Genomic DNA, 20,386 nt, shown 5'->3' with positions numbered 1-20,386 from the left:
GCAATTAAGCGTAAAGTTTTTCCAGACGTGCATAAGCGCGTTCGATTGCTGCTGCGACTTGTACAGGTGCAGTACCACCAATGTGGTTACGCGCATTTACAGAGGCTTCTAAAGTTAATGCTTTTTCAAATACATCTGCCTGGATCAGGTCAGAGAATTGCTGTAATTGTTCAAGGGTGAGTTCAGACAAGTCTTTGCCTTCCTGAACACCAAGCGCAACGGCTTTACCTACAATCTCATGTGCATCACGGAAAGCAACACCATTTTTCACCAGGTAATCTGCAAGGTCAGTTGCAGTCGAGAAACCACGAAGCGCTGCTTCACGCATGATTTCGATATTTGGAACCAGTGCAGGAATCATATCCGCAAATGCCATCAATGAACCACGAACGGTATCAATTGCATCAAATAGTGGTTCTTTGTCTTCCTGATTGTCTTTATTGTAGGCTAATGGCTGACCTTTCATTAGAGTCAACAAGCTCATCAAGTCGCCATACACACGGCCAGTCTTACCACGGATCAGCTCAGGTACATCCGGATTTTTCTTCTGTGGCATGATTGATGAACCAGTACAGAAGCGGTCCGGAATATTCACAAACTTGAACTGTGCGGATGTCCACAGAATCATTTCTTCAGACATGCGAGACAGGTGCATCATGATTAAAGATGCTGCTGCATTGAATTCGATGCCGAAGTCACGATCAGAAACAGCATCTAATGAGTTTTCAGCCACTGCTTCAAAACCTAGCAGTTCAGCAGTATAAGCACGGTCGATTGGATACGTAGTGCCTGCTAAAGCAGCAGAACCCAGTGGCATACGGTTGACGCGTTTACGGCAGTCAATTAGGCGTTCAGAGTCACGTACCAGCATTTCAAACCAGGCCATCAAGTGGTGACCAAAAGTCACAGGTTGTGCCGTTTGCAGGTGAGTAAAACCAGGCATGATGGTATTGGTATTTTTCGCCGCCAAGCTCAAAATGCCTTTTTGTAATTTCTCTAATAATTTTAGGATGGCATCAATTTCATCACGGACATAAAGGCGGATGTCTGTTGCTACTTGGTCATTACGGCTACGGCCAGTATGTAATTTTTTACCTGTAATGCCGATACGCTGAGTCAGACGTGACTCAATGTTCATGTGCACATCTTCAAGGTCAATGCGCCACTCGAAATTACCTGCTTCAATATCTGCCTTAATCGCAGTTAGGCCTTCAATGATGTCATCACGTTCTTGTTCAGTCAGCACGCCCACTTTTGCAAGCATGGTTGCATGCGCAATTGAACCCGCAATATCTTGTTTATAAAAACGTTGGTCAAATTGTACAGATGCTGTAAATTCAGCAACAAAAGCATCAGTCGCTTCAGAGAAACGACCGCCCCACATACCCGAAGTCTGGGCTTGTGATGGATTTGAGGAATTAGAAGATGTGGTCATGTCGGCTCAATAAGATTAAAAGCAGTAGAACGAAAAAGAGTATAGCAAATTCAACGGCTGTTGCCGAAGTCCCATCTGCTCAATCTGTTACAGATCTGATGGGGCAGCAACAATCTTCTTATTTTTTTGGCCAGATTGGCAATTGGCGTTATCTGCTGGAACTGTTTGTTGGCGGTAATGTTTTGGCTTTGGTACTGAGTCTGGCAGAAGCCCAGTCCTGGCAAGCGCTCAATTTTATGCACTTGCTGCAATACATCCTCTATATTAACTGGGTGTTGCTATCATTTGCGGCTTGTGTAGAACTGTTTCACCAGTATTTTGATCGTATGAGGATCAAATCTGCATTGATTACCGGATTCTTGTTATTACAGGCTATCGTGCTGGTAACGACAGTTAGTTTAAACATTCTGATACATTTTGGGATAAATTTTCATCTGCATGATCTTACATCTGAAATTGCTTTTAAGCAGGTCGGAATGCACCTGAGTTTTGGAATTTTGCTCGGAACTTTATGTTTTCGTTATCTTTACTTAAGGGAGCAATGGACACGTCAACGCCATAGCGAGTTAAATTCACGGATTCAGGCCATGCAGGCCCGGATTCAACCACATTTTTTATTTAATAGTTTAAATAGTGCTATCAGCCTGATCAGTATTGATCCCGATAAAGCGGAACATATGCTGCTTAATCTGTCCCGACTGTTTCGTGCCAGCTTTCAGGAATTAAAGCTGGTCAGCTTGCAAGAAGAAATCGATTTGTGCCAACGTTATCTGGAGATTGAGCAAATCCGGCTCGGTGATCGTTTGCAGGTTGAATGGAAATTAGAAAACAAAGACTTATACTCACAAGTCCAAATTCCATTACTGACTTTACAACCCCTATTAGAAAATAGTATTTTCCATGGAGTTGAAAAAATTCTAACAAAGAGTACGATAAGCGTATTGATTGAAATCCTGCAAAATCAAATTAATATTATTATAACAAACCCATATTCACAGGATCATGCAGCATTAAAGCGGGGAAATGGTATTGCAATTGAAAATGTTCGACAGCGTTTGAAGGCCTATTATGGCCCGACAGTAACCTTTAGAACCTATGCCGGCAAGGGAATTTTTACGACGGTTGTGCAATATCAATATAAATAACAATAAAATACAGTTAACTTAACAACAATGACATGCCGTTAACTGAAGGAGGATAAATGGACATCCTGATCTGTGATGATGAGCCTCTTGCCATAGAGCGTTTGGCACGCCTGGTCAGCCAGCTCGGCCATACTGTGGTTGCAACCGCAACCCATGGTCAGCAAGCCCTTGATCTGGCCCATCAGCACGAGCCCGATGTCATTCTATTAGATATTCAAATGCCCGAAATGGACGGTCTGCGTTGCGCACAACATCTGCGCCAGCTTGACCCAATGCCGGCAATTGTTTTTTGTACGGCCTATGACCACCATGCGCTTGATGCATTCAAGTCGAATGCAGAAGGCTACTTGCTCAAACCAGTGATGCAACAGGAGTTAGCACAGGTATTCGAGCATTTAACCAAACTTACCCAAGCTCAGATGAGCCAACTAAAACAAAAAGAAAATATGGAAGAACTCAATATCAGCCGCCATCAGATTGCGGCAAAGACTTATCGCGGGGTGGAGCTTGTCCCTGTGGAAAATATTTACTATTTCCTGGCTGATCAGAAATATGTCACGGTACGGCATAAAAATGGCAGTGTCCTGATCGATGAAACATTAAAGGACTTGGAACAGGAATTTGGCCAGAATTTTATCAGGATTCACCGCAATGCGCTGGTGTCTGTAAACTATCTGGATGGGCTGGAAGTGGTCAGTTCGGGGCAGTATCAGGTGCGTTGCCGTGAGCTGGATGAAAGACTTGCAGTAAGTCGGCGCCATTTACCATTTTTACGTGAACGCATTCATAAGCTCTGAAGCGTATGGGATCGGGTTGCAGTTGAAACTTGCATAAATTCACTTGCATTTTAAAGTGATCAGGTTAAGTTTAGACTATTGTTCTCATTCACTGTATTTGAAATTTATGAAGACCCTAAAAATTGCAACTCGACAAAGTCCTCTTGCACTATGGCAAGCGGAGCATATCCGTGCACGTCTGCAGGAACTGCATGCCGACCTTCAGGTCGAGTTGGTCACGTTTGTGACACAGGGTGATAAAATTCTTGATACCCCATTGGCAAAAATTGGTGGCAAGGGCCTGTTTGTTAAAGAACTTGAGGCTGCATTACTGGATGGTCGTGCAGACTTGGCCGTGCATTCCATGAAAGATGTACCCATGGCACTGCCTGAAGGTTTAAGTCTTGCGGTGATCTGCGAACGTGAAGATCCATTGGATGCTTTTGTCTCTAATAGCTATACCAGCTTTGACGAGCTGCCACAGGGCGCTAAAGTAGGCACATCCAGTCTGCGTCGTAAGAGCCAGATTTTAAAGGCACGTCCGGACCTTGAGATCATTGATCTGCGAGGTAATGTCGGCACACGGCTGTCGAAACTCGATGCAGGCAATTACGATGCTATTATTCTTGCCAGTGCCGGTTTAAAACGTCTGGGATTGGCAGATCGTATTCGTCATACGCTTAAGCCTGCGGTCAGTTTACCAGCTGTGGGACAGGGTGCGCTTGGTCTTGAATGTCGTGATCGTGATCAGGCTGTACTTGACCTGATCCTGCCACTGTTACATGCTGAAACTGATGCCTGTGTTCGTGCTGAACGCGCATTTAATGCCTATCTGGAAGGCGGTTGTCAGGTGCCGATTGCAGGTTATGCAACTTTACAGGATGGTAAAATTGCTATTGAAGGCCGTGTGGGTAGCGTGGATGGTGCCACCTTATTAAAAGCAGAATTACAGGGTGATGTAAATCAGGCAGAGCAGCTCGGTGTGACTCTGGCACAGAATTTATTGGCCCAAGGTGCGGGTGATTTGCTTAAAGCACTATATTCATAAGATTCATGCTGTTTATCAATACTCGCCCTCAGGATCGTGCTGTCCGACTCACACAGCAGTTACAGGCAGCACAAATTCCTGTGGTAGAGCTACCTTTGCTGGAACTGGTTGCACAGCCTTATTCAGCAGAATTGGATAGCTTGTATCAGCAGTTGAATCGTGCTCAAGTCATTGTGGTGGTGAGTCCGACTGCGGTGCAAATTGGCATGCAATATCTGGCGCAGGCAGGCATTGAACTGGCTACATTGGCCCATATACAGTGGATTGCTGTAGGGCGCAGCACTGAACAGACATTGCTACAATATGGCATTCAAAGTCATGTGCCTGAGATTGAAACCTCTGAAGGAATGCTACAATTACCGATTTTGGAGAGTCTTGAAAAAGATGCTGTTGTAGCCTTTTGGCGAGGTGAGGGCGGTCGATTATTTATGATGGAGCATTTGCGTCAGCAGGGTGTTGAGGTACTAAATTTTGTACTGTATCAACGTCAGTGTCCGGTTCAGTCACAACAGACCATAGCTGCGCTTTTGCCTCGATTGCAGGACAATCACCATTATATGGTTCTGATGAGTAGTGAAGCCAGCTGGTTAAACTGGGTGCAGCTAATGCAGCAGGACATCTCCCTGATCAGCAAGGGAATTTATTTGGTTTTAGGCCCACGTTTGGCTGCTATTTTAGGGGAATACCGTCAACATCATGCTGCAGCATTTGAGTATGTACAACTTGAGAGCCTGAGCAGCGATGTGATCGTACGGGAGATGAAGCGAGTACTGGGGAACTCATGAAGAAAATTTTAATCGTGCTGTTCATTGTGGCATTCGCCTGGATGGTCAAAATCAGTTATGACCTGTTCAGTTTGCGCCAGGCCCATACAGAACTCAGCTCCAGCTTTACTCTATTGCAGCAGCAAAATGCCAGTTTGAATGACAAGGTGGTTGCACTTAAACGCCAGGTAACTGAACAGCGCCAAGATGCACCAGCTGTATCCAACTCACAGATAGCTACTGCACCTGAATCGCATGATGCCGAACTGGTTCGTCAGCAACTCAGCCTGATTGAGTTCGCTTTGCAGCAGCAGCAATACAGCACAGCATTGGAAAAACTCAGTCAGCTGCAACTGGATTTGCCGAATTATACGCTTGCACCGGCTTTATTAGACGGTTTGGAGCGTGTACTCAGTAAAGATCAGGTAATGTTGCAACAGTTCATCAATAGTCGTCTGGTACAGCAGAATAAAATCCGGGATTTACTTAATCAAATGGATGCTGAAATTGCCAGGGAGTTAAAAGCCCAGCACAGTGCCACACCGGCAGAGTCTGGTTCCTTCTGGCGCAATCTGATTCAAATTGAAGCTGTGCAGCAGCCAAGTACGGTGTTAATGCAGCGAGGACTAGTGTTGAAAGAGGCGCAATTACGTCTATTGATGGCAGAAAACGCGCTACAGCAAAGTCAACAAATTCCTTTCCAACAATCGCTTGGTGCCGTGGCTGAAGTCCTCAAACAATTACCGGATGCGAAAAGCCAGCAATGGGTTAAACAGCTGGAACAGATCCGCACCATACCGCTGACACCGGTTCCTCCTCTGAATGCCCGTACCTTAATGAGCTGATCGCTTATGAAACAGATTCTGCTTGCCTATTTATTTGTCAGTCTGCTCGGTATTGCGGCTTTAAGTCTACTCAGTTACGGTCACGGACCAGGGTATGTCTATCTGTACTGGCGTAACTGGCAGGTACAGACCAGTCTATGGATACTGGCAGCGCTACTGGTTACGATCAGCTTTGTCATGCATATGCTGTGGTATGCGGTTACGCGTTATCTGAATCGCGAGCAGCGCAAAAACCAGCGCGTTTTCAGTTTTCATCATTTACATCCTTATGAACAACTGGCAGTGGTGTGGCTGCTCAATGCCTCACAGGATCAACGTGATTTTATTCAGCAGTCTTTTGCCCAGTCTGGATTATTAAAAGATATTATTCATGCACGTTTGGCTTGGGGGCAGCAGGATTTTGATGAGGCTTTGAAATCTTTAAATCAGTCCAATCCAATGGCATTTGAACTGGCTGAATTACAGCGTATTGAAGTGTACTTATCGCAACAGGATGGTCAGCAGGCATTAACCCATCTTGAATTCTTAAATCAGCATGAATTATCCCCGTGGCTGTTTAAAGTTAAATCAGCTTATGAGCAGAGATTAACCAAATTATGGGGGCAATTTGCCTTAAAGTTTCCCTGGTTGTATTTAAGATCAACTCAATATGGTCATTTAGAGCAAAATACTAAAACACTTTGGCTGGAACAATTATTACTGGCTTTTGAACAGGCGGATCAGGAAGATTTAAAATACTTGCAACAGCGCTATATCGACTTAAGCGAAGAAATATTTACACGTGACTATACGGTCAAACTATTGTGGCTGAAGTTGTTATTTAAAATGCCTGAAATGAGTGCCGAGCATGAAGCGCTAGCAGTGCATTTATTGGAACAGCAATTTAATCAGGACGTATTTTATTTATGGTTTCAGCAACAATTACTTCGACAAAATCCTGATTATGAAATTATTAACCAGCAAATTTCATTATGGGAAGAAAAATATACAGCAGTGCCGGTCTTAACATTTGCCAAATGGCATGTACTGCAAGCTGCGGGTCGAGTAGAGGAAGCCCAGCAACTGCTTGCACTCTATCCAGATGATGTGCGTATGAGTTATCTGCGCATTAAATCTGCCTTGCAGGGGCAGGATGAGTTACAACAACAACTGAATCAGGTGTTTGAATCAAATGCCAATTTTATTGATACAAGAATATAGGGGATAATATATGGAATCACTTGCGCAGTATCCAGTGATTTTTGAGCAACGCGTGGCTTGGGGGGATATGGATGCCTTTGGTCATGTTAATAATGCGGTATATTATCGTTATATTGAAAGCGCCCGACTGGCTTATCTGGATCGATTAAATATACTGGTTGGTCCATTATTAACTGTTGTGGCTACGAATCAATGTCGTTATTTAAAGCCGGTGGTTTATCCAGATCAACTTAAAATCGGTGCACGTATTGAAGATATAGGTACTACCTCATTTCGTATGAGTTATTTATTATGGAGTGAGCAGCAGCAAAGTGTGGTGGCAATTTCTGAAGCGGTTCTGGTTTGCATAAATAAAAATAGCATGCAAAAAATTCCAATTCCTGAAGATGTACAGGAAATAATAAGAAATTTAGAAAATACGGTTGAACATACAGTTTAAAATACGAGAAAATTATTTAATTTTGTAATTAATTTTATTATTTGTTGTTATCCGTTCAAATTTTTTTATTGAATATTTTATTTAATCTAAATATTATGAAAAAGTTATTTATAAAACGAATAATATTATTTTTATGGAGAGAGTGATGCCAGACATTACGAATTTATCAGTTGAAGAGTTAAAGCGTTTACAAGCTGAAGCTGAAGCATTAATTGCGTCTAAAAAAGACCAGGAAATCGAAGATGCTTATAATCAGGTATTAAGCATTGCAGAAAAAGTAGGTATGAGCATTGAACAGTTGCTCGAGTTCGGTGCCTCTAAGCGCAAGAAATCATCTCGCAAGACTGTAGAACCACGTTACCGCAGTAAAGCAAATCCGGAAGAAACTTGGACAGGTCGTGGTAAACAGCCACGCTGGCTGGTTGCAGAACTGGAACAAGGTGCCAAGCTGGAAGATTTTCTGATCTAAAGATTTGACTGTGAATGTTGTCATAGGTCAGTCATGGAAATGATCTATATATCTTTAACCAAGCATCATTGCTTGGTTTTTTTATGCCCATCAATTGGCGTGGTGAAAAAAGTATGCATAATGTACTTATATTAAGAAAAGAATCATAACCAGGAACTGAAATTGATGGATTGGTTGGGGTGGGATGAGCAGTAAACCGAAAACTTTCAAATGGTTAATTCTTGCCATAGTCGCCTTTTTTATTTTTGTGGTTTTGCAGGTGCCGGCTGCCTGGCTGATTTCAAAATTTTATAAAAATAATCAGGTACTGCATAACGTCAGTGGCAATATCTGGCAGGGGAGTGCTGACTGGAAAAAAGGTCAATTGCGTGGCAGCCTCAACTGGCAGGTCCGTCCATTGGATTTGCTATTATTGCGTCTCGGGGCAAATGTGGAAGTACATAGCGGCAATACTAAACTTGCCGGTGTAATGGCTTACGGTCTGACCAAAACGTTAGTCGCCAGGAATCTGGAAGGACAGGTCGCACCAGAAACCTTGAAAAATCTGGCAGACTGGCAATGGCCAACCAATGCAATTCAATTTAAGCAGCTCGATTTTAAATATAAGAAACAAAATGGCTTTAGTGATGTGAGTGGTCAGTTGAATTGGACCGGGGGAGAATTGATCTATACCTTTGCACAGCGTCAAGAGCGGATGAGTGTTCCTGTTCTTGCCGGGAAGCTGGCAGATGAGTCAGGTAAATTATTGCTAGATGTTCGCGATAGTCGTGATCAGAAAATGCTGAATATTGAACTTGATCCCGATCTGATGCTGAATGTGCAACTGACACAGCGTATGTTACTGAATGTTCCTTCCTATGAAGGTAAAGCTGGACTGGACACTTATGTCATCAGCACCCGTCAGCCGTTGATGGGAGGCCTAAACTGATGGCCATCAATATAGATAAATTTAAACAGCTGGATCTACAGACGTTTAATAAAGCAGCACCCGCACTTTTAGTTTTACTGATTCTGTATCTGTGCTGGAAACTGGCAGCCCTATTCTGGCTGGTCGTTGCACCGCCTCAAGCCCTGCAAGTAGAACGTGTAGAGTTGGGCTCACAGCAGTCACGGATTCCGAATATCAGCTCTTTCGCCTTATTTCAGGAAACTGGAAAAAGTGCGGCAAGTGCGGAAGTCTCCAATATTCTGTTACAAGGGGTGATGGTTGCCAGTCCAAGCTATTTGTCTTCAGCAGTATTGAAGCTGAATGATCAGGTCGATCGCTATCGTGTTGGCGAGAGCTTGGGTAATAGCGGTTATGAGCTGGCTGAAGTGTACTGGGATCGGGTGATCATTCGTCAGCAAAATGGTGCGAGTAAGGAAGTTTTCTTTAAGGGCTTGGAAAATGGCTTAAATCAGCCTTGGCAGAGTAATGAGCAGAAGAGTGGGCGTTCATCGTCATCCTCGAATTGGGGTGGGACGGCGAATCAGCCAACAAATGAGCCTGCTTCACCACAGAATGAGATTAGTCGCGCGATTCAGCAGATGAATGAAAACCGCGAACAGTACCTGGAAAATATGGGAGTTTCTGCAGGTGAAGGGGGTTATGAAGTCACTTCGCGAACTCCGGCAGTGCTGCGTAACCGTCTCGGTCTCAGACCGGGCGACCGGATTGTATCCCTGAATGGTCAAACCGTCACTGCAGGACAATCTGAAGTGCAGTTACTGGAACAGGCACGACAGCAGGGCCAGGTAAAACTTGAAATTAAACGTGGTGATCAGGTGATGACCATTCAACAGGATTTAAAGTGATGTGTCATCACATATAGGGTTGGGAAGCATTTAGGTTTATGGCTTTATTTAATAATAATCGATCAGCATGGGCGCTTTGTGTTGCCGCACCTCTGGTGGCTATGGTCAGTACCGCAACTTATGCGCAGACCTGGAAAATCAATCTGCGTGATGCAGACCTGGCTGCTTTTATTAATGAAGTAGCCGATATTACGGGGAAAAATTTTGCCGTTGATCCAAGGGTGCGCGGCAATGTCACAGTCATTTCAAACCGGGCATTAAACCGGGCTGAAGTCTATGATCTGTTTCTTGGCGTCTTGAATGTTAATGGTGTCGTGGCGATCCCGTCCGGGAATACCATCAAACTGGTGCCAGACAATAACGTCAAGAACTCCGGTATTCCGTATGATGCCCGTAACCGTGCGACTGGTGACCAGATTGTGACCCGAGTAATCTGGCTGGAAAATACCAATCCGAATGACCTGATTCCAGCACTACGCCCACTAATGCCGCAGTTCGCCCATTTAGCGGCTGTGCCAGGAACCAATGCCTTAATCGTTTCCGATCGCGCTAGCAATATTTACCAGCTGGAAACGATTGTGCGTAACCTGGATGGTACCGGTCAGAATGATCTGGAAGCCATTACCTTACAGTCGAGTCAGGCTGAGGAAATGATTGGCCTGATTGAGTCCATGACAGCTACAGGTGCTGCCAAGGATTTAAAAGGCTCACGTGTGCGGGTCATGGCAGATCAGCGGACCAATCGGATTATCATCAAAGGCGATACCGCAACCCGTAAGCGTATTCGCCAGATTATTGAAACGCTGGATGTGCCTGCAGCGGATCGTTTAGGGGGGCTAAAAGTCTTTCGCCTGAAATATGCCAGTGCCAAAAACCTGGCTGAAATTTTACAAGGACTGGTTTCTGGGCAGGCTCAGGGGCGTTCGAGCTCTTCTTCAGAGAACAGCTCCGCAGGAACTTCGCTGAATACATTGGGCAATAACAGCTCTGCATCCAATATGTCTCAGGAAGCTTCCACTTCCGGGATTCAGTTAAATTCAGGATTAGGAAATAACCAGCAAGGAATTACCAGTTTTAATGCCAATGGTGTCAGTATTATTGCTGATGCGACCCAGAATTCATTGGTAGTGAAGGCTGATCCACAACTGATGCGCGAAATCGAGTCAGCGATTAATCAGCTGGATACGCGTCGTCAGCAGGTGTTAATTGAAGCTGCGATTATGGAAGTGGAAGGTACGGATGCTGACCAGCTGGGTGTGCAATGGGCACTTGGTGATCTGAGTAGCGGTATTGGTCTGATTAACTTTGATAACTTTGGTGCCAGCCTGAAAAATATTGCTGCCGGCTATCTGACCGGTGGTGCGGCAGGGGCAGGCAGTGCAATTGGTACAGGGACCTCACTCGTGATAGGTGATTATCGTGAAGGCAGTGATGGTTCTCGAAAGCTCTATGGTGCACTGATTCAGGCACTCAAAGAAACCACGAAGTCGAATCTATTGTCTACGCCATCGATTGTGACCATGGACAATGAAGAAGCCTATATCGTAGTGGGTGAAAACGTTCCATTTGTAACAGGTTCAGTTTCTACGGGTGCGGCAGGTGTTGCCAATCCCTATACCACCATTGAGCGTAAAGATGTGGGTGTGACACTAAAAGTCATTCCGCATATTGGTGAAAATGGAACCGTACGTCTGGAAGTCGAGCAGGAAGTTTCTGCAGTTGCACGTGATAAGGGGCAGGCATCAGATCTGGTCACTAGTAAACGTGCGATCAAAACTTCAATTCTGGCTGAACATGGTCAAACCATTGTGCTCGGTGGTCTGATTTCAGATAACACCAGCTACGGTCGTCAGGCGGTACCGGGTTTGGGTGCAATCCCTGGTTTAGGGCGTTTATTCCGCTCGGAAGGTAAATCCAATCAGAAGCGTAACCTGCTGATTTTTATTCACCCAACGATTGTGGGGGATAAAAATGAAGTACGTAAAATTTCCCAGCAGCGCTATAGTCAGCTGTATAGCTTGCAATTGGCGCTAGATTCGGATGGTAATTTTGCCAAACTGCCAGAAAACCTGGATGATGTATATCAACAACGTCTCCCTGTTTCTAAAACACCCCTAGGGTCGAATTACCAAACTGTACCAACTGCACCTGTAGCCTCACAGCCGGTGGCAGTAGTCACTACGCCAGTTGCAATTGAACCTGTAGTGCAACAGCAATCTGTGCAACCAGTACAAAATGTAGAAAAAACCCGAAATACAGTGACAACCACGACGTTGCGTCCGAAAAGCTAGAGGTGCGGTGGTTGCAAACAGCATGTTATGATCAACGTAACAGAATAAAAGAGAAGTGGATGTTATGACTTGGAAAATTCAAGCCATTACTGGCGATCTGACAGGACAGGAAATTAGCATTGACCGTGACATGCTGGTGGGTCGTCATCAGGCAGCAGATATTGTGTTGCAGGCTGCAGAAATCTCGCGTAAGCATGCTGCCTTTTTGCTGAAGGAAGATGCACTGTGGGTACAAGACCTAGGTTCTTCAAATGGTACTTTTGTCAATGATATGCGCATTGATTCAGAAGCATTGCTGAAACAGGGTGATATCGTACAGTTTGCTAGCCTGAAATTTTCTGTGCTTGAGCCAGCACAAGAAGTCATCGTCGAACCTGAACTAGAACAGACAGCTGAACGTATTATTGAAGAGGCTGCTGAGAAGACTGCTGCCCATCAGATGAATGATCAGGGTATACCAGAGCTAAAAGAACGTGATGCTGAAGTTCAGTTGACTCGTGATGGTATGCCAACTAATGTCGGTATTCCAAAACCGGCGCCAATTCCTGAAGGTATAGATTTATCTGCGGTTAAACCTGAACCAACACCAATTCCTGTTGAGCAACCTGTTTCTCGTGTAGAAGAAATGAAGGAACAGCAAAAAAATGCTTCAGTCGGTTTGATTTCTTTAATTGTTATTGTGATTTTAGCAATTATGGCTTGGCTATTCTTTAAATAAGCCAAGTATTGGTTACAATCAAGGCATGCAATCGCATGCTTTTTTTGTGGCTGTGTGATGAATAAAGATAAAGAGAGTGGAAATGTCTATAGCACAACTGGATAAACGTGAGCTGATTTTATTTGATCTGGATGGCACCTTGGTGGATTCGGCTTCTGACCTATATCGTGCCATGAATATGAGCTTAAATGTGCTGCAACTGCCTTTTGTGACTGAAGAACAGGTACGAGTCTGGATTGGCAAAGGTAGTTCGAAGTTTTGTGAAAGCGTACTACTGCACCTGACTGGAAGTTTGGATCCAGCACAGCATCAGGAATTACTAAATACTTTCCTGGAAGTCTACAATGCTGATCCATGTGTCGATACCGTACCATTTCCGGGCATTATTGAATTTCTACAATGGGGTAAAGCACAAGGTAAAAAGCTCATTTGTGTGACCAATAAGCCCGAACAGCCTGCACGCAGTATTTTAGATATTTTGGATATGGCGAAGTATTTTGATGACACTATTGGTGGTGACCGTTTTACCGAGCGTAAGCCGGATCCGCGTCAATTGCTGCATTGTGTCGAGCATTATGCTGTCAGCAAAGAGCAGGTGCTGATGATTGGCGACTCGGTGAATGATGTCGAAGCTGCACGCCGTGCCGGTATAGATTGTATTGTAGTCAGCTATGGCTATAATCATGGTGAGAATATAGCAGACAGCCATCCTCAGGAGATTGTGGATGATCTACGTGAACTGCTGGCTTAATTAGGGTATTAGGGAATTAAAATGAATAGTTCTAAGGTTTTTCGATGGCGTCGCTCAGTCCAATTCTATTTACACACTGAGTAACCCTAATTTAAAGAGAAAAACCGAATGACCACTCAAGCACAATTCCAGCAACTTGCTGCGCAAGGCTATAACCTGATTCCCGTTTACCGTCAGCGCTTGGCCGATACTGATACGCCCCTTTCTATTTTTGCTCGCCTTAAACAGCATCAACAGGCTTATCTGTTTGAATCGGTTGAGGGGGGGGAGAACTGGGCGCGTTATTCAATCATCGGTTTGGGTGAATCTACCGTGTTCTCCTGTAACGCAGGTGAACTGACGGTACAACATGCCGATGGCTCGATTGCAAAGCAGCACTGTTCAGACCCCTTCCAATACATTCGCGACTTTCAGGCGCAGTTTAAAGTGCCGACTCAAGCAGACTTACCTGCTTTACCAAGTTTTACTGGTGGTCTGGTCGGTTACTTTGGCTATGACTCGGTACGTTATATCGAGCCAAAGCTGAATAATGTCCCTGAAGCCGATCCAGTAGGTTTGCCAGATATCTGGATGATGCTGTCTAAAACAGTGATCGTATTTGATAACCTCAAAGATACCTTGTTTTTGATTGTGCATGCCGATACGAATGATGCTAATGCATATGAAAAAGCACATGAAAAATTAAATGAATTGGAAAATATTCTGGCAACACCAATCAGTCTGAAAGCAGAAAAACATACTCCACCGCATTTTGAGTCATTAACCGGGCATGACAACTTCCTTGCTTCTATTGAAAAAGTGAAAGAGTACATCCGTGCTGGTGATGTGATGCAGGTAGTACCCGGTCACCGTATGGTCTCTGATTTTGATGGAGAGCCTCTACAGGTCTATCGTGCGTTACGCCACCTTAACCCATCACCCTACCTGTTCTTGGTGCAAGGGCAGACCTTAGAAAACAAGACACCATTCCATATTGTAGGTTCTTCACCTGAGATTTTATCTCGTTTGGAAAATGGGATTGCTACTGTGCGTCCCCTGGCAGGGACTCGTCCGCGTGGCAAGACCAAAGAAGAAGATCTGGCATTAGAAAAAGATCTGCTTTCTGATGAAAAAGAGATTGCCGAGCATTTAATGCTGATTGATCTGGGCCGAAATGATGTTGGTCGGGTGTCAAAAATCGGTAAAGTGCAAGTGACTGATCAAATGGTGATCGAACGTTATTCGCATGTCATGCACATTGTCTCGAATGTACAAGGTGAAGTGCGTGATGATGTAGATGCATTGGATGTTTTTAAAGCAACATTCCCGGCAGGCACGCTTTCTGGTGCACCAAAAATTCGTGCCATGGAAATTATTGACGAAGTTGAGCCGGTAAAACGTGGAATTTTCGGTGGTGCTGTTGGTTATTTAGGCTGGCACGGCGAAATGGACATGTCGATTGCGATTCGTACCTGTGTCATTCGTGAAAATAAGGTCTATGTTCAGGCCGGAGCAGGGCTGGTTGCTGACTCAAATCCTGAATCTGAGTGGAATGAAACCCAAATAAAAGCTCGCGCAGTGATCAAAGCGGTTGAATTATCATCAAATGGTTTGATTTTATGAGTTTTTGACGTTTTTTTTGAAAAAAACACTTGCATGGTTTCTGAGTTTTGCTAAACTGCACACCGTTCCGATACGAAACGTACGAAACACTAAGAAACGCCGGCATAGCTCAGTTGGTAGAGCAACTGACTTGTAATCAGTAGGTCCACAGTTCGAATCCGTGTGCCGGCACCATCTTAGAGAGTTTCTAGTGTAGAGTAAAGAACAGCACTGATGTAAGTGTAAAAAATGGTGAGGTTCCCGAGCGGTCAAAGGGGGCGGACTGTAACTCCGCTACGAAAGTTTCGAAGGTTCGAATCCTTCCCTCACCACCAATTTTAAGACTTCAATAAGTGGTTTGTACCAACATCGTGCGGGAGTAGCTCAGTTGGTAGAGCGGTAGCCTTCCAAGCTACATGTCGCGAGTTCGACCCTCGTCTCCCGCTCCATTGAAGTACTAATATTTGCTCTTATAGCTCAGTGGTAGAGCACTCCCTTGGTAAGGGAGAGGTCTCGAGTTCAAATCTCGATAAGAGCTCCAGATTACAGTTTATCGCAACATTGTTGCAAAAGATTCCAAAAGCAGGCTATTTAGTCTGCTTTTCAAGTATTGGGCGTTTGATTTTTTTAGGCGATATGTCGGAGCTGAGTTTTACTCAGAATTGTGTTCGACGTAAACGAGGAAGATGAACATGGCTAAGGCTAAGTTTGAACGTAATAAGCCACACGTTAACGTGGGCACAATTGGTCACGTTGACCATGGTAAAACAACTTTAACAGCTGCAATTGCAACTGTATGTGCGAAGAAATTCGGTGGTGAAGCGAAAGACTACGCTGCAATTGACTCTGCACCAGAAGAAAAAGCACGTGGTATTACCATTAACACTTCTCACGTAGAATACGATTCTCCAACTCGTCACTACGCTCACGTAGACTGCCCGGGCCACGCCGATTATGTTAAAAACATGATTACTGGTGCTGCTCAGATGGACGGCGCGATCCTTGTATGTGCTGCGACTGATGGTCCAATGCCACAAACTCGTGAACACATCCTTCTTTCTCGTCAGGTAGGTGTACCTTACATCGTTGTATTCTTGAACAAATGCGACCTTGTAGACGACGAAGAGCTTCTTGAGCTAGTTGAAATGGAAGTTCGTGAACTTCTTTCTACTTATGACTTCCCAGGTGATGACACTCCAGTTATCCGTGGTTCAGCTCTTCTTGCGCTTAACGGTGACGCTGGTCAATATGGCGAAGCTGCAGTTGAAGCTCTTGTTGAAGCGCTTGACTCTTACATCCCAGAACCAGAACGTGCAATCGACCAAGCATTCTTGATGCCAATCGAAGACGTATTCTCAATCTCAGGTCGTGGTACAGTAGTAACTGGCCGTGTTGAGACTGGTATTGTTAAAGTTGGTGAATCAGTTGAAATCGTTGGTATCCGTGATACACAAACAACAACTGTAACTGGCGTTGAAATGTTCCGTAAACTTCTTGACGAAGGTCGTGCGGGCGAGAACTGTGGTGTTCTTCTTCGTGGTACTAAGCGTGAAGACGTTCAACGTGGTCAAGTACTTGCTAAACCAGGTACAATCAAGCCGCACACTAAATTCGACGCAGAAGTATACGTACTTTCTAAAGAAGAAGGTGGTCGTCATACTCCATTCCTTAACGGTTACCGTCCACAGTTCTACTTCCGTACAACTGACGTAACTGGTGCGATCGCGCTTAAAGAAGGCGTTGAAATGGTTATGCCTGGTGACAACGTTGAGATGTCAGTAGAGCTGATCCACCCGATCGCAATGGACGCAGGCTTACGCTTCGCGATCCGTGAAGGTGGTCGTACAGTTGGTGCTGGTGTAGTATCTCGCGTTACTGCATAATATAGTATAAGATATTGACTGGAGCCCCGGCTCCAGTCTGTCTTTTTGAAGGTCAGTAGTTCAATTGGTAGAGCGTCGGTCTCCAAAACCGAATGTTGGGGGTTCGAGTCCCTCCTGACCTGCCATCATTTTTTCTTAAAAGACGCTTGATGTCGGCAAATCTGGTCATATAATAAGTCGCGAAACCTACGACGAGTACAAAAATGTCGAATGATAAATCACGTGACGCAATGAGCGGCGCGGCAATTCCCCAAAGAAATAATCCTGCTGTAGATGTAAAAACTGGTTCTCCATTGGACATTGTTCTATGGGTTATCGCCTTGATTTTATTGGTGGGTGCAATGATGGTAAATCAATATTTGCCAGCGTACTGGGCACCAGCGAATGATATTTGGGTTCGTGTTGGGGTGATTTTGGCTTGTATCGTGGGCGCTTTAGGTTTATTATACGCCACCCATCAAGGCAAAGGCTTTGTTCGACTGCTGAAAGACGCACGAATTGAGCTCCGTCGAGTGACCTGGCCTACTAAACAAGAGACCATGACCACCTCATGGCATGTTCTTGTTGTTGTTGTCATTGCAGCTGTTGTTTTATGGTGTTTTGACTACGTATTAGGCTGGTTAATGAAGTTTATTATCGGGTAAGAGAGCTATGAAACGTTGGTACATTATTCATGCCTATTCTGGTTATGAAAAACAAGTGATGCGTTCGCTTAATGATCGAATCCAGCGTAGCGCTGTTGCCGATAGCTTTGGTGAAGTCCTGGTCCCTACTGAGGAAGTGGTGGAAATGAAGGATGGCAAGAAACGTAAATCAGAGCGTAAGTTCTTCCCAGGCTATGTATTAGTCGAAATGGAAATGAACGATGAAACCTGGCACATTGTTAAAGAATGTCCAAAAGTATTAGGTTTTATTGGGGGTACGGCAGAAAAGCCGGCACCAATTACGCAAAAAGAAGCTGATGCGATTCTTGCGCGTGTACGTAATACTGGTGAAGCACCTCGTCCTAAGACGATGTTTGAACCAGGCGAAGAATTACTCGTAATTGACGGTCCATTCACAGACTTTAAAGGTGTGGTGGAAGAGGTTCAGTACGAAAAGTCACGCTTAACGCTGACAATCAACGTATTTAACCGACCAACTCAGGTTGAATTGGAATTTCGCCAAGTCGAAAAAACAATCTAATCGGTATTGGTTGAAAACGCCCGATTTGTTAAAGGATCGGGTATTGTTGTTGTAACGGTTATCGTTACGTAGAATCATTGGGGAGCCTAGCGGCGTTTGCACCCAGAGGTAATTTGAAATGGCTAAGAAGATTGACGGCTATATCAAGCTGCAAGTTCCAGCTGGTAAAGCGAATCCATCTCCACCGATTGGTCCTGCACTGGGTCAACGTGGTGTTAACATCATGGCATTCTGTAAAGAATTCAACGCTGCTACTCAAAAGCTTGAAGCTGGTCTGCCAATCCCAGTCGTGATCACTGTGTACAACGACAAGTCGTTCACTTTCATCATGAAAACTCCACCTGCTGCGATTCTTCTTAAGAAAGCTGCTGGTATCCAAAAAGGTTCAGCTGTACCTAACAAAACTAAAGTTGGTAAGTTGACTCGTGCTCAGTTAGAAGAAATTGCGACTACTAAAGAACCAGATCTTACTGGTGCTGATTTAGACGCACGTGTTCGTACCATTGCTGGTTCTGCACGTTCTATGGGCTTGGAAGTGGAGCTATAAGACATGGCAAAGTTAACTAAACGTCAAAAAGCCATTGCCGCTGCTATTGAAGCGCAAAAAGTTTACACTTTAGAAGAAGCTGTAGAAGTTCTTACTAACCTTCCAGCTGCGAAATTCAAAGAATCTTTGGATATCGCTGTTAATCTAGGTGTTGACCCTCGTAAATCTGACCAGGTTGTTCGTGGCGCGACTACTCTTCCTGCAGGTACTGGTAAAACTGTACGTGTAGCTGTATTCGCTCAAGGCGCTGCTGCAGAAGCTGCTAAAGCTGAAGGCGCAGACGTTGTTGGTTTCGACGATCTTGCTGAAAGCATCCAAGCGGGTAACCTTGATTTCGACGTAGTCATTGCTGCTCCAGATGCAATGCGCGTTGTAGGTAAACTTGGTACGATTCTTGGTCCACGTGGTTTAATGCCAAACCCTAAAGTGGGTACTGTAACTCCTGACGTTGCTACTGCAGTTAAAAATGCAAAAGCTGGTCAAGCACGTTACCGTGTAGACAAAGCGGGTATCATCCACGCTGCGATCGGTCAAGTAGGTTTCTCTGCTGAAGCTGTTCGTCAAAACGTTGAAGCTCTTGTAGCTGACCTTAAGAAAGCAAAACCTGCTACTTCTAAAGGTATTTACATTCAAAAGATCACTCTAAGCTCTACTATGGGTCCTGGTCTGATCGTTGATGTTCAAAACGTTTCTAAATAAGTTTTAACTTATACAGAATTTTAAAGCCCTGAGTGAAAATCAAAGCGCTGCTTTGATTTTCACGCAAGAAACGCTCCGTCTCTTGTGAACTTAGGCAGACTTTGAATTGATAAATGAGAATTTATCAGCGTCAAAGACCTCAGGCGAGGGGAGTTTTATGCTCTTCTCTTAATAGTCCAGCCTGCGTAGACGCGGTGGTGTGATTTGTTCATCCTCCGCGTGTGAGTCCAGTGATGGTCTCGCGAATTGGGAGTGTACTTCTTTGAAGTACATAAATCACCGTTAGGAGGTTTTACAATGGCTCTTCTTATTGAAGGCAAAAAACAGATCGTAGCTGAAGTTGCTGAAGTTGCTTCTACTGCATTTGCCGCTGTTGTTGCTGACTACCAAGGTTTAACAGTTGAGCAATTAACTGCTCTACGTGTTGAAGCTCGTAAACTAGGTGTTCACACACGTATCGTGCGTAACACTTTGGCTAAACGTGCTCTTCAAGATACTCAATTCAATATCTTGAACGACAACCTTGTTGGCCCAACAATCTTAGCTTTCTCGACTTCTGAAGACGACATGGGTGCAGCTGCACGCTTGTTCGAAGAATTCGCAAAAACTAACAAAGCATTTGAACTTAAAGCTGCTGCATTTGATGGCAAGGTTTATCAAGGTGCTGAAGTTAGCGTGATTGCGAATCTTCCGAACCAAGAAAAAGCGCTTACTATGCTTGCAAACGTTCTTCAAGCTCCTATTTCGAAATTGGGTCGCCTTATTACTGCGCTCAAAGAGAAAAACGAGTCAGAAGCTGCTTAAGCTTAAATTTAT

Annotated in this window: 21 protein-coding genes and 5 tRNA genes; 25 read left to right on the top strand and 1 reads right to left on the bottom strand. The window is 44.5% G+C overall.

The window, feature by feature from the left end; all coding sequences use genetic code 11:
* Positions 1-4: 4 nt before the first annotated feature.
* Entirely contained in the window at positions 5-1,435 is a 1,431-nt protein-coding gene (gene argH / locus F955_RS02240) for an argininosuccinate lyase (RefSeq protein ID WP_017401677.1), read from the bottom strand.
* Here argH and F955_RS02235 point away from each other — a divergent pair.
* From F955_RS02235 to rplJ, 25 genes are all read left to right on the top strand, one after another.
* Positions 1,426-2,580: a sensor histidine kinase gene (locus F955_RS02235; protein WP_004890602.1), complete on the top strand. Its 1,155-nt coding sequence runs from the start codon at positions 1,426-1,428 to the stop codon at positions 2,578-2,580. The genes argH and F955_RS02235 overlap by 10 nt on opposite strands.
* Before the next feature lie 56 nt (positions 2,581-2,636).
* Entirely contained in the window at positions 2,637-3,377 is a 741-nt protein-coding gene (locus F955_RS02230) for a LytR/AlgR family response regulator transcription factor (RefSeq protein ID WP_004890599.1), read from the top strand.
* Between the two features lie 106 nt (positions 3,378-3,483).
* Positions 3,484-4,404 carry a hydroxymethylbilane synthase gene (hemC, locus tag F955_RS02225; protein WP_004890596.1) on the top strand — a complete coding sequence of 307 codons (921 nt, stop codon included), beginning with the start codon at positions 3,484-3,486 and terminating at the stop codon, positions 4,402-4,404.
* Positions 4,405-4,409: 5 nt separating this feature from the next.
* Positions 4,410-5,189, top strand: a complete 780-nt coding sequence (locus tag F955_RS02220; RefSeq protein WP_004890594.1) for a uroporphyrinogen-III synthase — start codon at positions 4,410-4,412, stop codon at positions 5,187-5,189.
* Positions 5,186-6,013, top strand: a complete 828-nt coding sequence (locus tag F955_RS02215; protein WP_004890591.1) for a hypothetical protein — start codon at positions 5,186-5,188, stop codon at positions 6,011-6,013. The genes F955_RS02220 and F955_RS02215 overlap by 4 nt, the downstream gene beginning before the upstream one ends.
* A gap of 6 nt (positions 6,014-6,019) precedes the next feature.
* Positions 6,020-7,213, top strand: coding sequence for a heme biosynthesis protein HemY (locus F955_RS02210; RefSeq protein ID WP_004890590.1), 1,194 nt, complete (start codon positions 6,020-6,022; stop codon positions 7,211-7,213).
* Positions 7,214-7,223: 10 nt separating this feature from the next.
* Positions 7,224-7,652: an acyl-CoA thioesterase gene (locus F955_RS02205; protein ID WP_004890588.1), complete on the top strand. Its 429-nt coding sequence runs from the start codon at positions 7,224-7,226 to the stop codon at positions 7,650-7,652.
* Between the two features lie 142 nt (positions 7,653-7,794).
* Positions 7,795-8,121, top strand: coding sequence for an H-NS histone family protein (locus F955_RS02200; protein WP_026056799.1), 327 nt, complete (start codon positions 7,795-7,797; stop codon positions 8,119-8,121).
* A gap of 184 nt (positions 8,122-8,305) precedes the next feature.
* On the top strand, positions 8,306-9,049 hold the full coding sequence (gene gspN / locus F955_RS02195; protein ID WP_004890585.1) for a type II secretion system protein N: 744 nt from the start codon (positions 8,306-8,308) through the stop codon (positions 9,047-9,049).
* Positions 9,049-9,915, top strand: coding sequence for a type II secretion system protein N (locus tag F955_RS02190; RefSeq protein ID WP_004890584.1), 867 nt, complete (start codon positions 9,049-9,051; stop codon positions 9,913-9,915). The genes gspN and F955_RS02190 overlap by 1 nt, the downstream gene beginning before the upstream one ends.
* Positions 9,916-9,953: 38 nt before the next feature.
* Positions 9,954-12,206, top strand: coding sequence for a type II secretion system secretin GspD (gspD, locus tag F955_RS02185; RefSeq protein WP_004890583.1), 2,253 nt, complete (start codon positions 9,954-9,956; stop codon positions 12,204-12,206).
* Between the two features lie 64 nt (positions 12,207-12,270).
* Complete coding sequence (locus F955_RS02180; RefSeq protein ID WP_004813578.1) at positions 12,271-12,924, top strand: FHA domain-containing protein; 654 nt, start codon at positions 12,271-12,273, stop codon at positions 12,922-12,924.
* A gap of 82 nt (positions 12,925-13,006) precedes the next feature.
* The gene (locus F955_RS02175; protein ID WP_004813576.1) at positions 13,007-13,675 is read left to right on the top strand and encodes a phosphoglycolate phosphatase; all 669 of its coding nucleotides are present in this window, start codon (positions 13,007-13,009) and stop codon (positions 13,673-13,675) included.
* Between the two features lie 108 nt (positions 13,676-13,783).
* Positions 13,784-15,277, top strand: coding sequence for an anthranilate synthase component I (gene trpE, locus F955_RS02170; protein WP_004813574.1), 1,494 nt, complete (start codon positions 13,784-13,786; stop codon positions 15,275-15,277).
* 98 nt (positions 15,278-15,375) lie between these two features.
* Positions 15,376-15,451, top strand: a tRNA-Thr gene (locus tag F955_RS02165).
* 56 nt (positions 15,452-15,507) lie between these two features.
* Positions 15,508-15,591 (top strand) — tRNA-Tyr (locus F955_RS02160).
* Between the two features lie 38 nt (positions 15,592-15,629).
* A tRNA-Gly gene (locus F955_RS02155) sits at positions 15,630-15,705 on the top strand.
* 17 nt (positions 15,706-15,722) lie between these two features.
* Positions 15,723-15,797: transfer RNA gene (locus tag F955_RS02150), tRNA-Thr, on the top strand.
* A 151-nt stretch (positions 15,798-15,948) separates the two neighbouring features.
* A complete protein-coding gene (tuf, locus tag F955_RS02145; RefSeq protein ID WP_004811166.1) occupies positions 15,949-17,139 on the top strand; it encodes an elongation factor Tu in 1,191 nt (396 codons plus the stop codon).
* Between the two features lie 49 nt (positions 17,140-17,188).
* Positions 17,189-17,264, top strand: a tRNA-Trp gene (locus tag F955_RS02140).
* Positions 17,265-17,342: 78 nt separating this feature from the next.
* Positions 17,343-17,783 (top strand): preprotein translocase subunit SecE, encoded by a 441-nt coding sequence (secE, locus tag F955_RS02135; protein ID WP_004890579.1) that lies wholly within the window; start codon positions 17,343-17,345, stop codon positions 17,781-17,783.
* Positions 17,784-17,790: 7 nt separating this feature from the next.
* The gene (gene nusG / locus F955_RS02130) at positions 17,791-18,324 is read left to right on the top strand and encodes a transcription termination/antitermination protein NusG (RefSeq protein ID WP_004813568.1); all 534 of its coding nucleotides are present in this window, start codon (positions 17,791-17,793) and stop codon (positions 18,322-18,324) included.
* 118 nt (positions 18,325-18,442) lie between these two features.
* Positions 18,443-18,871, top strand: coding sequence for a 50S ribosomal protein L11 (rplK, locus tag F955_RS02125; RefSeq protein ID WP_004813566.1), 429 nt, complete (start codon positions 18,443-18,445; stop codon positions 18,869-18,871).
* Between the two features lie 3 nt (positions 18,872-18,874).
* A complete protein-coding gene (gene rplA, locus F955_RS02120; protein ID WP_004813564.1) occupies positions 18,875-19,570 on the top strand; it encodes a 50S ribosomal protein L1 in 696 nt (231 codons plus the stop codon).
* A gap of 297 nt (positions 19,571-19,867) precedes the next feature.
* A complete protein-coding gene (gene rplJ / locus F955_RS02115) occupies positions 19,868-20,374 on the top strand; it encodes a 50S ribosomal protein L10 (RefSeq protein WP_004813562.1) in 507 nt (168 codons plus the stop codon).
* Positions 20,375-20,386: the final 12 nt, after the last annotated feature.

Source organism: Acinetobacter schindleri CIP 107287, from assembly GCF_000368625.1.
In the GTDB taxonomy this organism is placed as follows: domain Bacteria; phylum Pseudomonadota; class Gammaproteobacteria; order Pseudomonadales; family Moraxellaceae; genus Acinetobacter; species Acinetobacter schindleri.
The sequence above is the reverse complement of the archived record's forward strand: the minus strand, read 5'-3'. Positions and strand labels throughout refer to the sequence as shown.

Excerpts from the sequence above, each read along its gene's own strand:
- rplA (WP_004813564.1), top strand. The coding sequence starts at position 18,875 with ATGGCAAAGTTAACTAAACGTCAAAAAGCCATTGCCGCTGCTATTGAA.
- F955_RS02205 (WP_004890588.1), top strand. The coding sequence starts at position 7,224 with ATGGAATCACTTGCGCAGTATCCAGTGATTTTTGAGCAACGCGTGGCT.
- trpE (WP_004813574.1), top strand. The coding sequence starts at position 13,784 with ATGACCACTCAAGCACAATTCCAGCAACTTGCTGCGCAAGGCTATAAC.
- F955_RS02235 (WP_004890602.1), top strand. The coding sequence starts at position 1,426 with ATGTGGTCATGTCGGCTCAATAAGATTAAAAGCAGTAGAACGAAAAAG.
- rplJ (WP_004813562.1), top strand. The coding sequence starts at position 19,868 with ATGGCTCTTCTTATTGAAGGCAAAAAACAGATCGTAGCTGAAGTTGCT.
- rplK (WP_004813566.1), top strand. The coding sequence starts at position 18,443 with ATGGCTAAGAAGATTGACGGCTATATCAAGCTGCAAGTTCCAGCTGGT.
- F955_RS02215 (WP_004890591.1), top strand. The coding sequence starts at position 5,186 with ATGAAGAAAATTTTAATCGTGCTGTTCATTGTGGCATTCGCCTGGATG.
- argH (WP_017401677.1), bottom strand. The coding sequence starts at position 1,435 with ATGACCACATCTTCTAATTCCTCAAATCCATCACAAGCCCAGACTTCG.
- nusG (WP_004813568.1), top strand. The coding sequence starts at position 17,791 with ATGAAACGTTGGTACATTATTCATGCCTATTCTGGTTATGAAAAACAA.
- F955_RS02230 (WP_004890599.1), top strand. The coding sequence starts at position 2,637 with ATGGACATCCTGATCTGTGATGATGAGCCTCTTGCCATAGAGCGTTTG.
- gspN (WP_004890585.1), top strand. The coding sequence starts at position 8,306 with ATGAGCAGTAAACCGAAAACTTTCAAATGGTTAATTCTTGCCATAGTC.
- F955_RS02190 (WP_004890584.1), top strand. The coding sequence starts at position 9,049 with ATGGCCATCAATATAGATAAATTTAAACAGCTGGATCTACAGACGTTT.
- gspD (WP_004890583.1), top strand. The coding sequence starts at position 9,954 with ATGGCTTTATTTAATAATAATCGATCAGCATGGGCGCTTTGTGTTGCC.
- secE (WP_004890579.1), top strand. The coding sequence starts at position 17,343 with ATGTCGAATGATAAATCACGTGACGCAATGAGCGGCGCGGCAATTCCC.
- hemC (WP_004890596.1), top strand. The coding sequence starts at position 3,484 with ATGAAGACCCTAAAAATTGCAACTCGACAAAGTCCTCTTGCACTATGG.
- F955_RS02180 (WP_004813578.1), top strand. The coding sequence starts at position 12,271 with ATGACTTGGAAAATTCAAGCCATTACTGGCGATCTGACAGGACAGGAA.
- F955_RS02210 (WP_004890590.1), top strand. The coding sequence starts at position 6,020 with ATGAAACAGATTCTGCTTGCCTATTTATTTGTCAGTCTGCTCGGTATT.
- F955_RS02220 (WP_004890594.1), top strand. The coding sequence starts at position 4,410 with ATGCTGTTTATCAATACTCGCCCTCAGGATCGTGCTGTCCGACTCACA.
- F955_RS02175 (WP_004813576.1), top strand. The coding sequence starts at position 13,007 with ATGTCTATAGCACAACTGGATAAACGTGAGCTGATTTTATTTGATCTG.
- tuf (WP_004811166.1), top strand. The coding sequence starts at position 15,949 with ATGGCTAAGGCTAAGTTTGAACGTAATAAGCCACACGTTAACGTGGGC.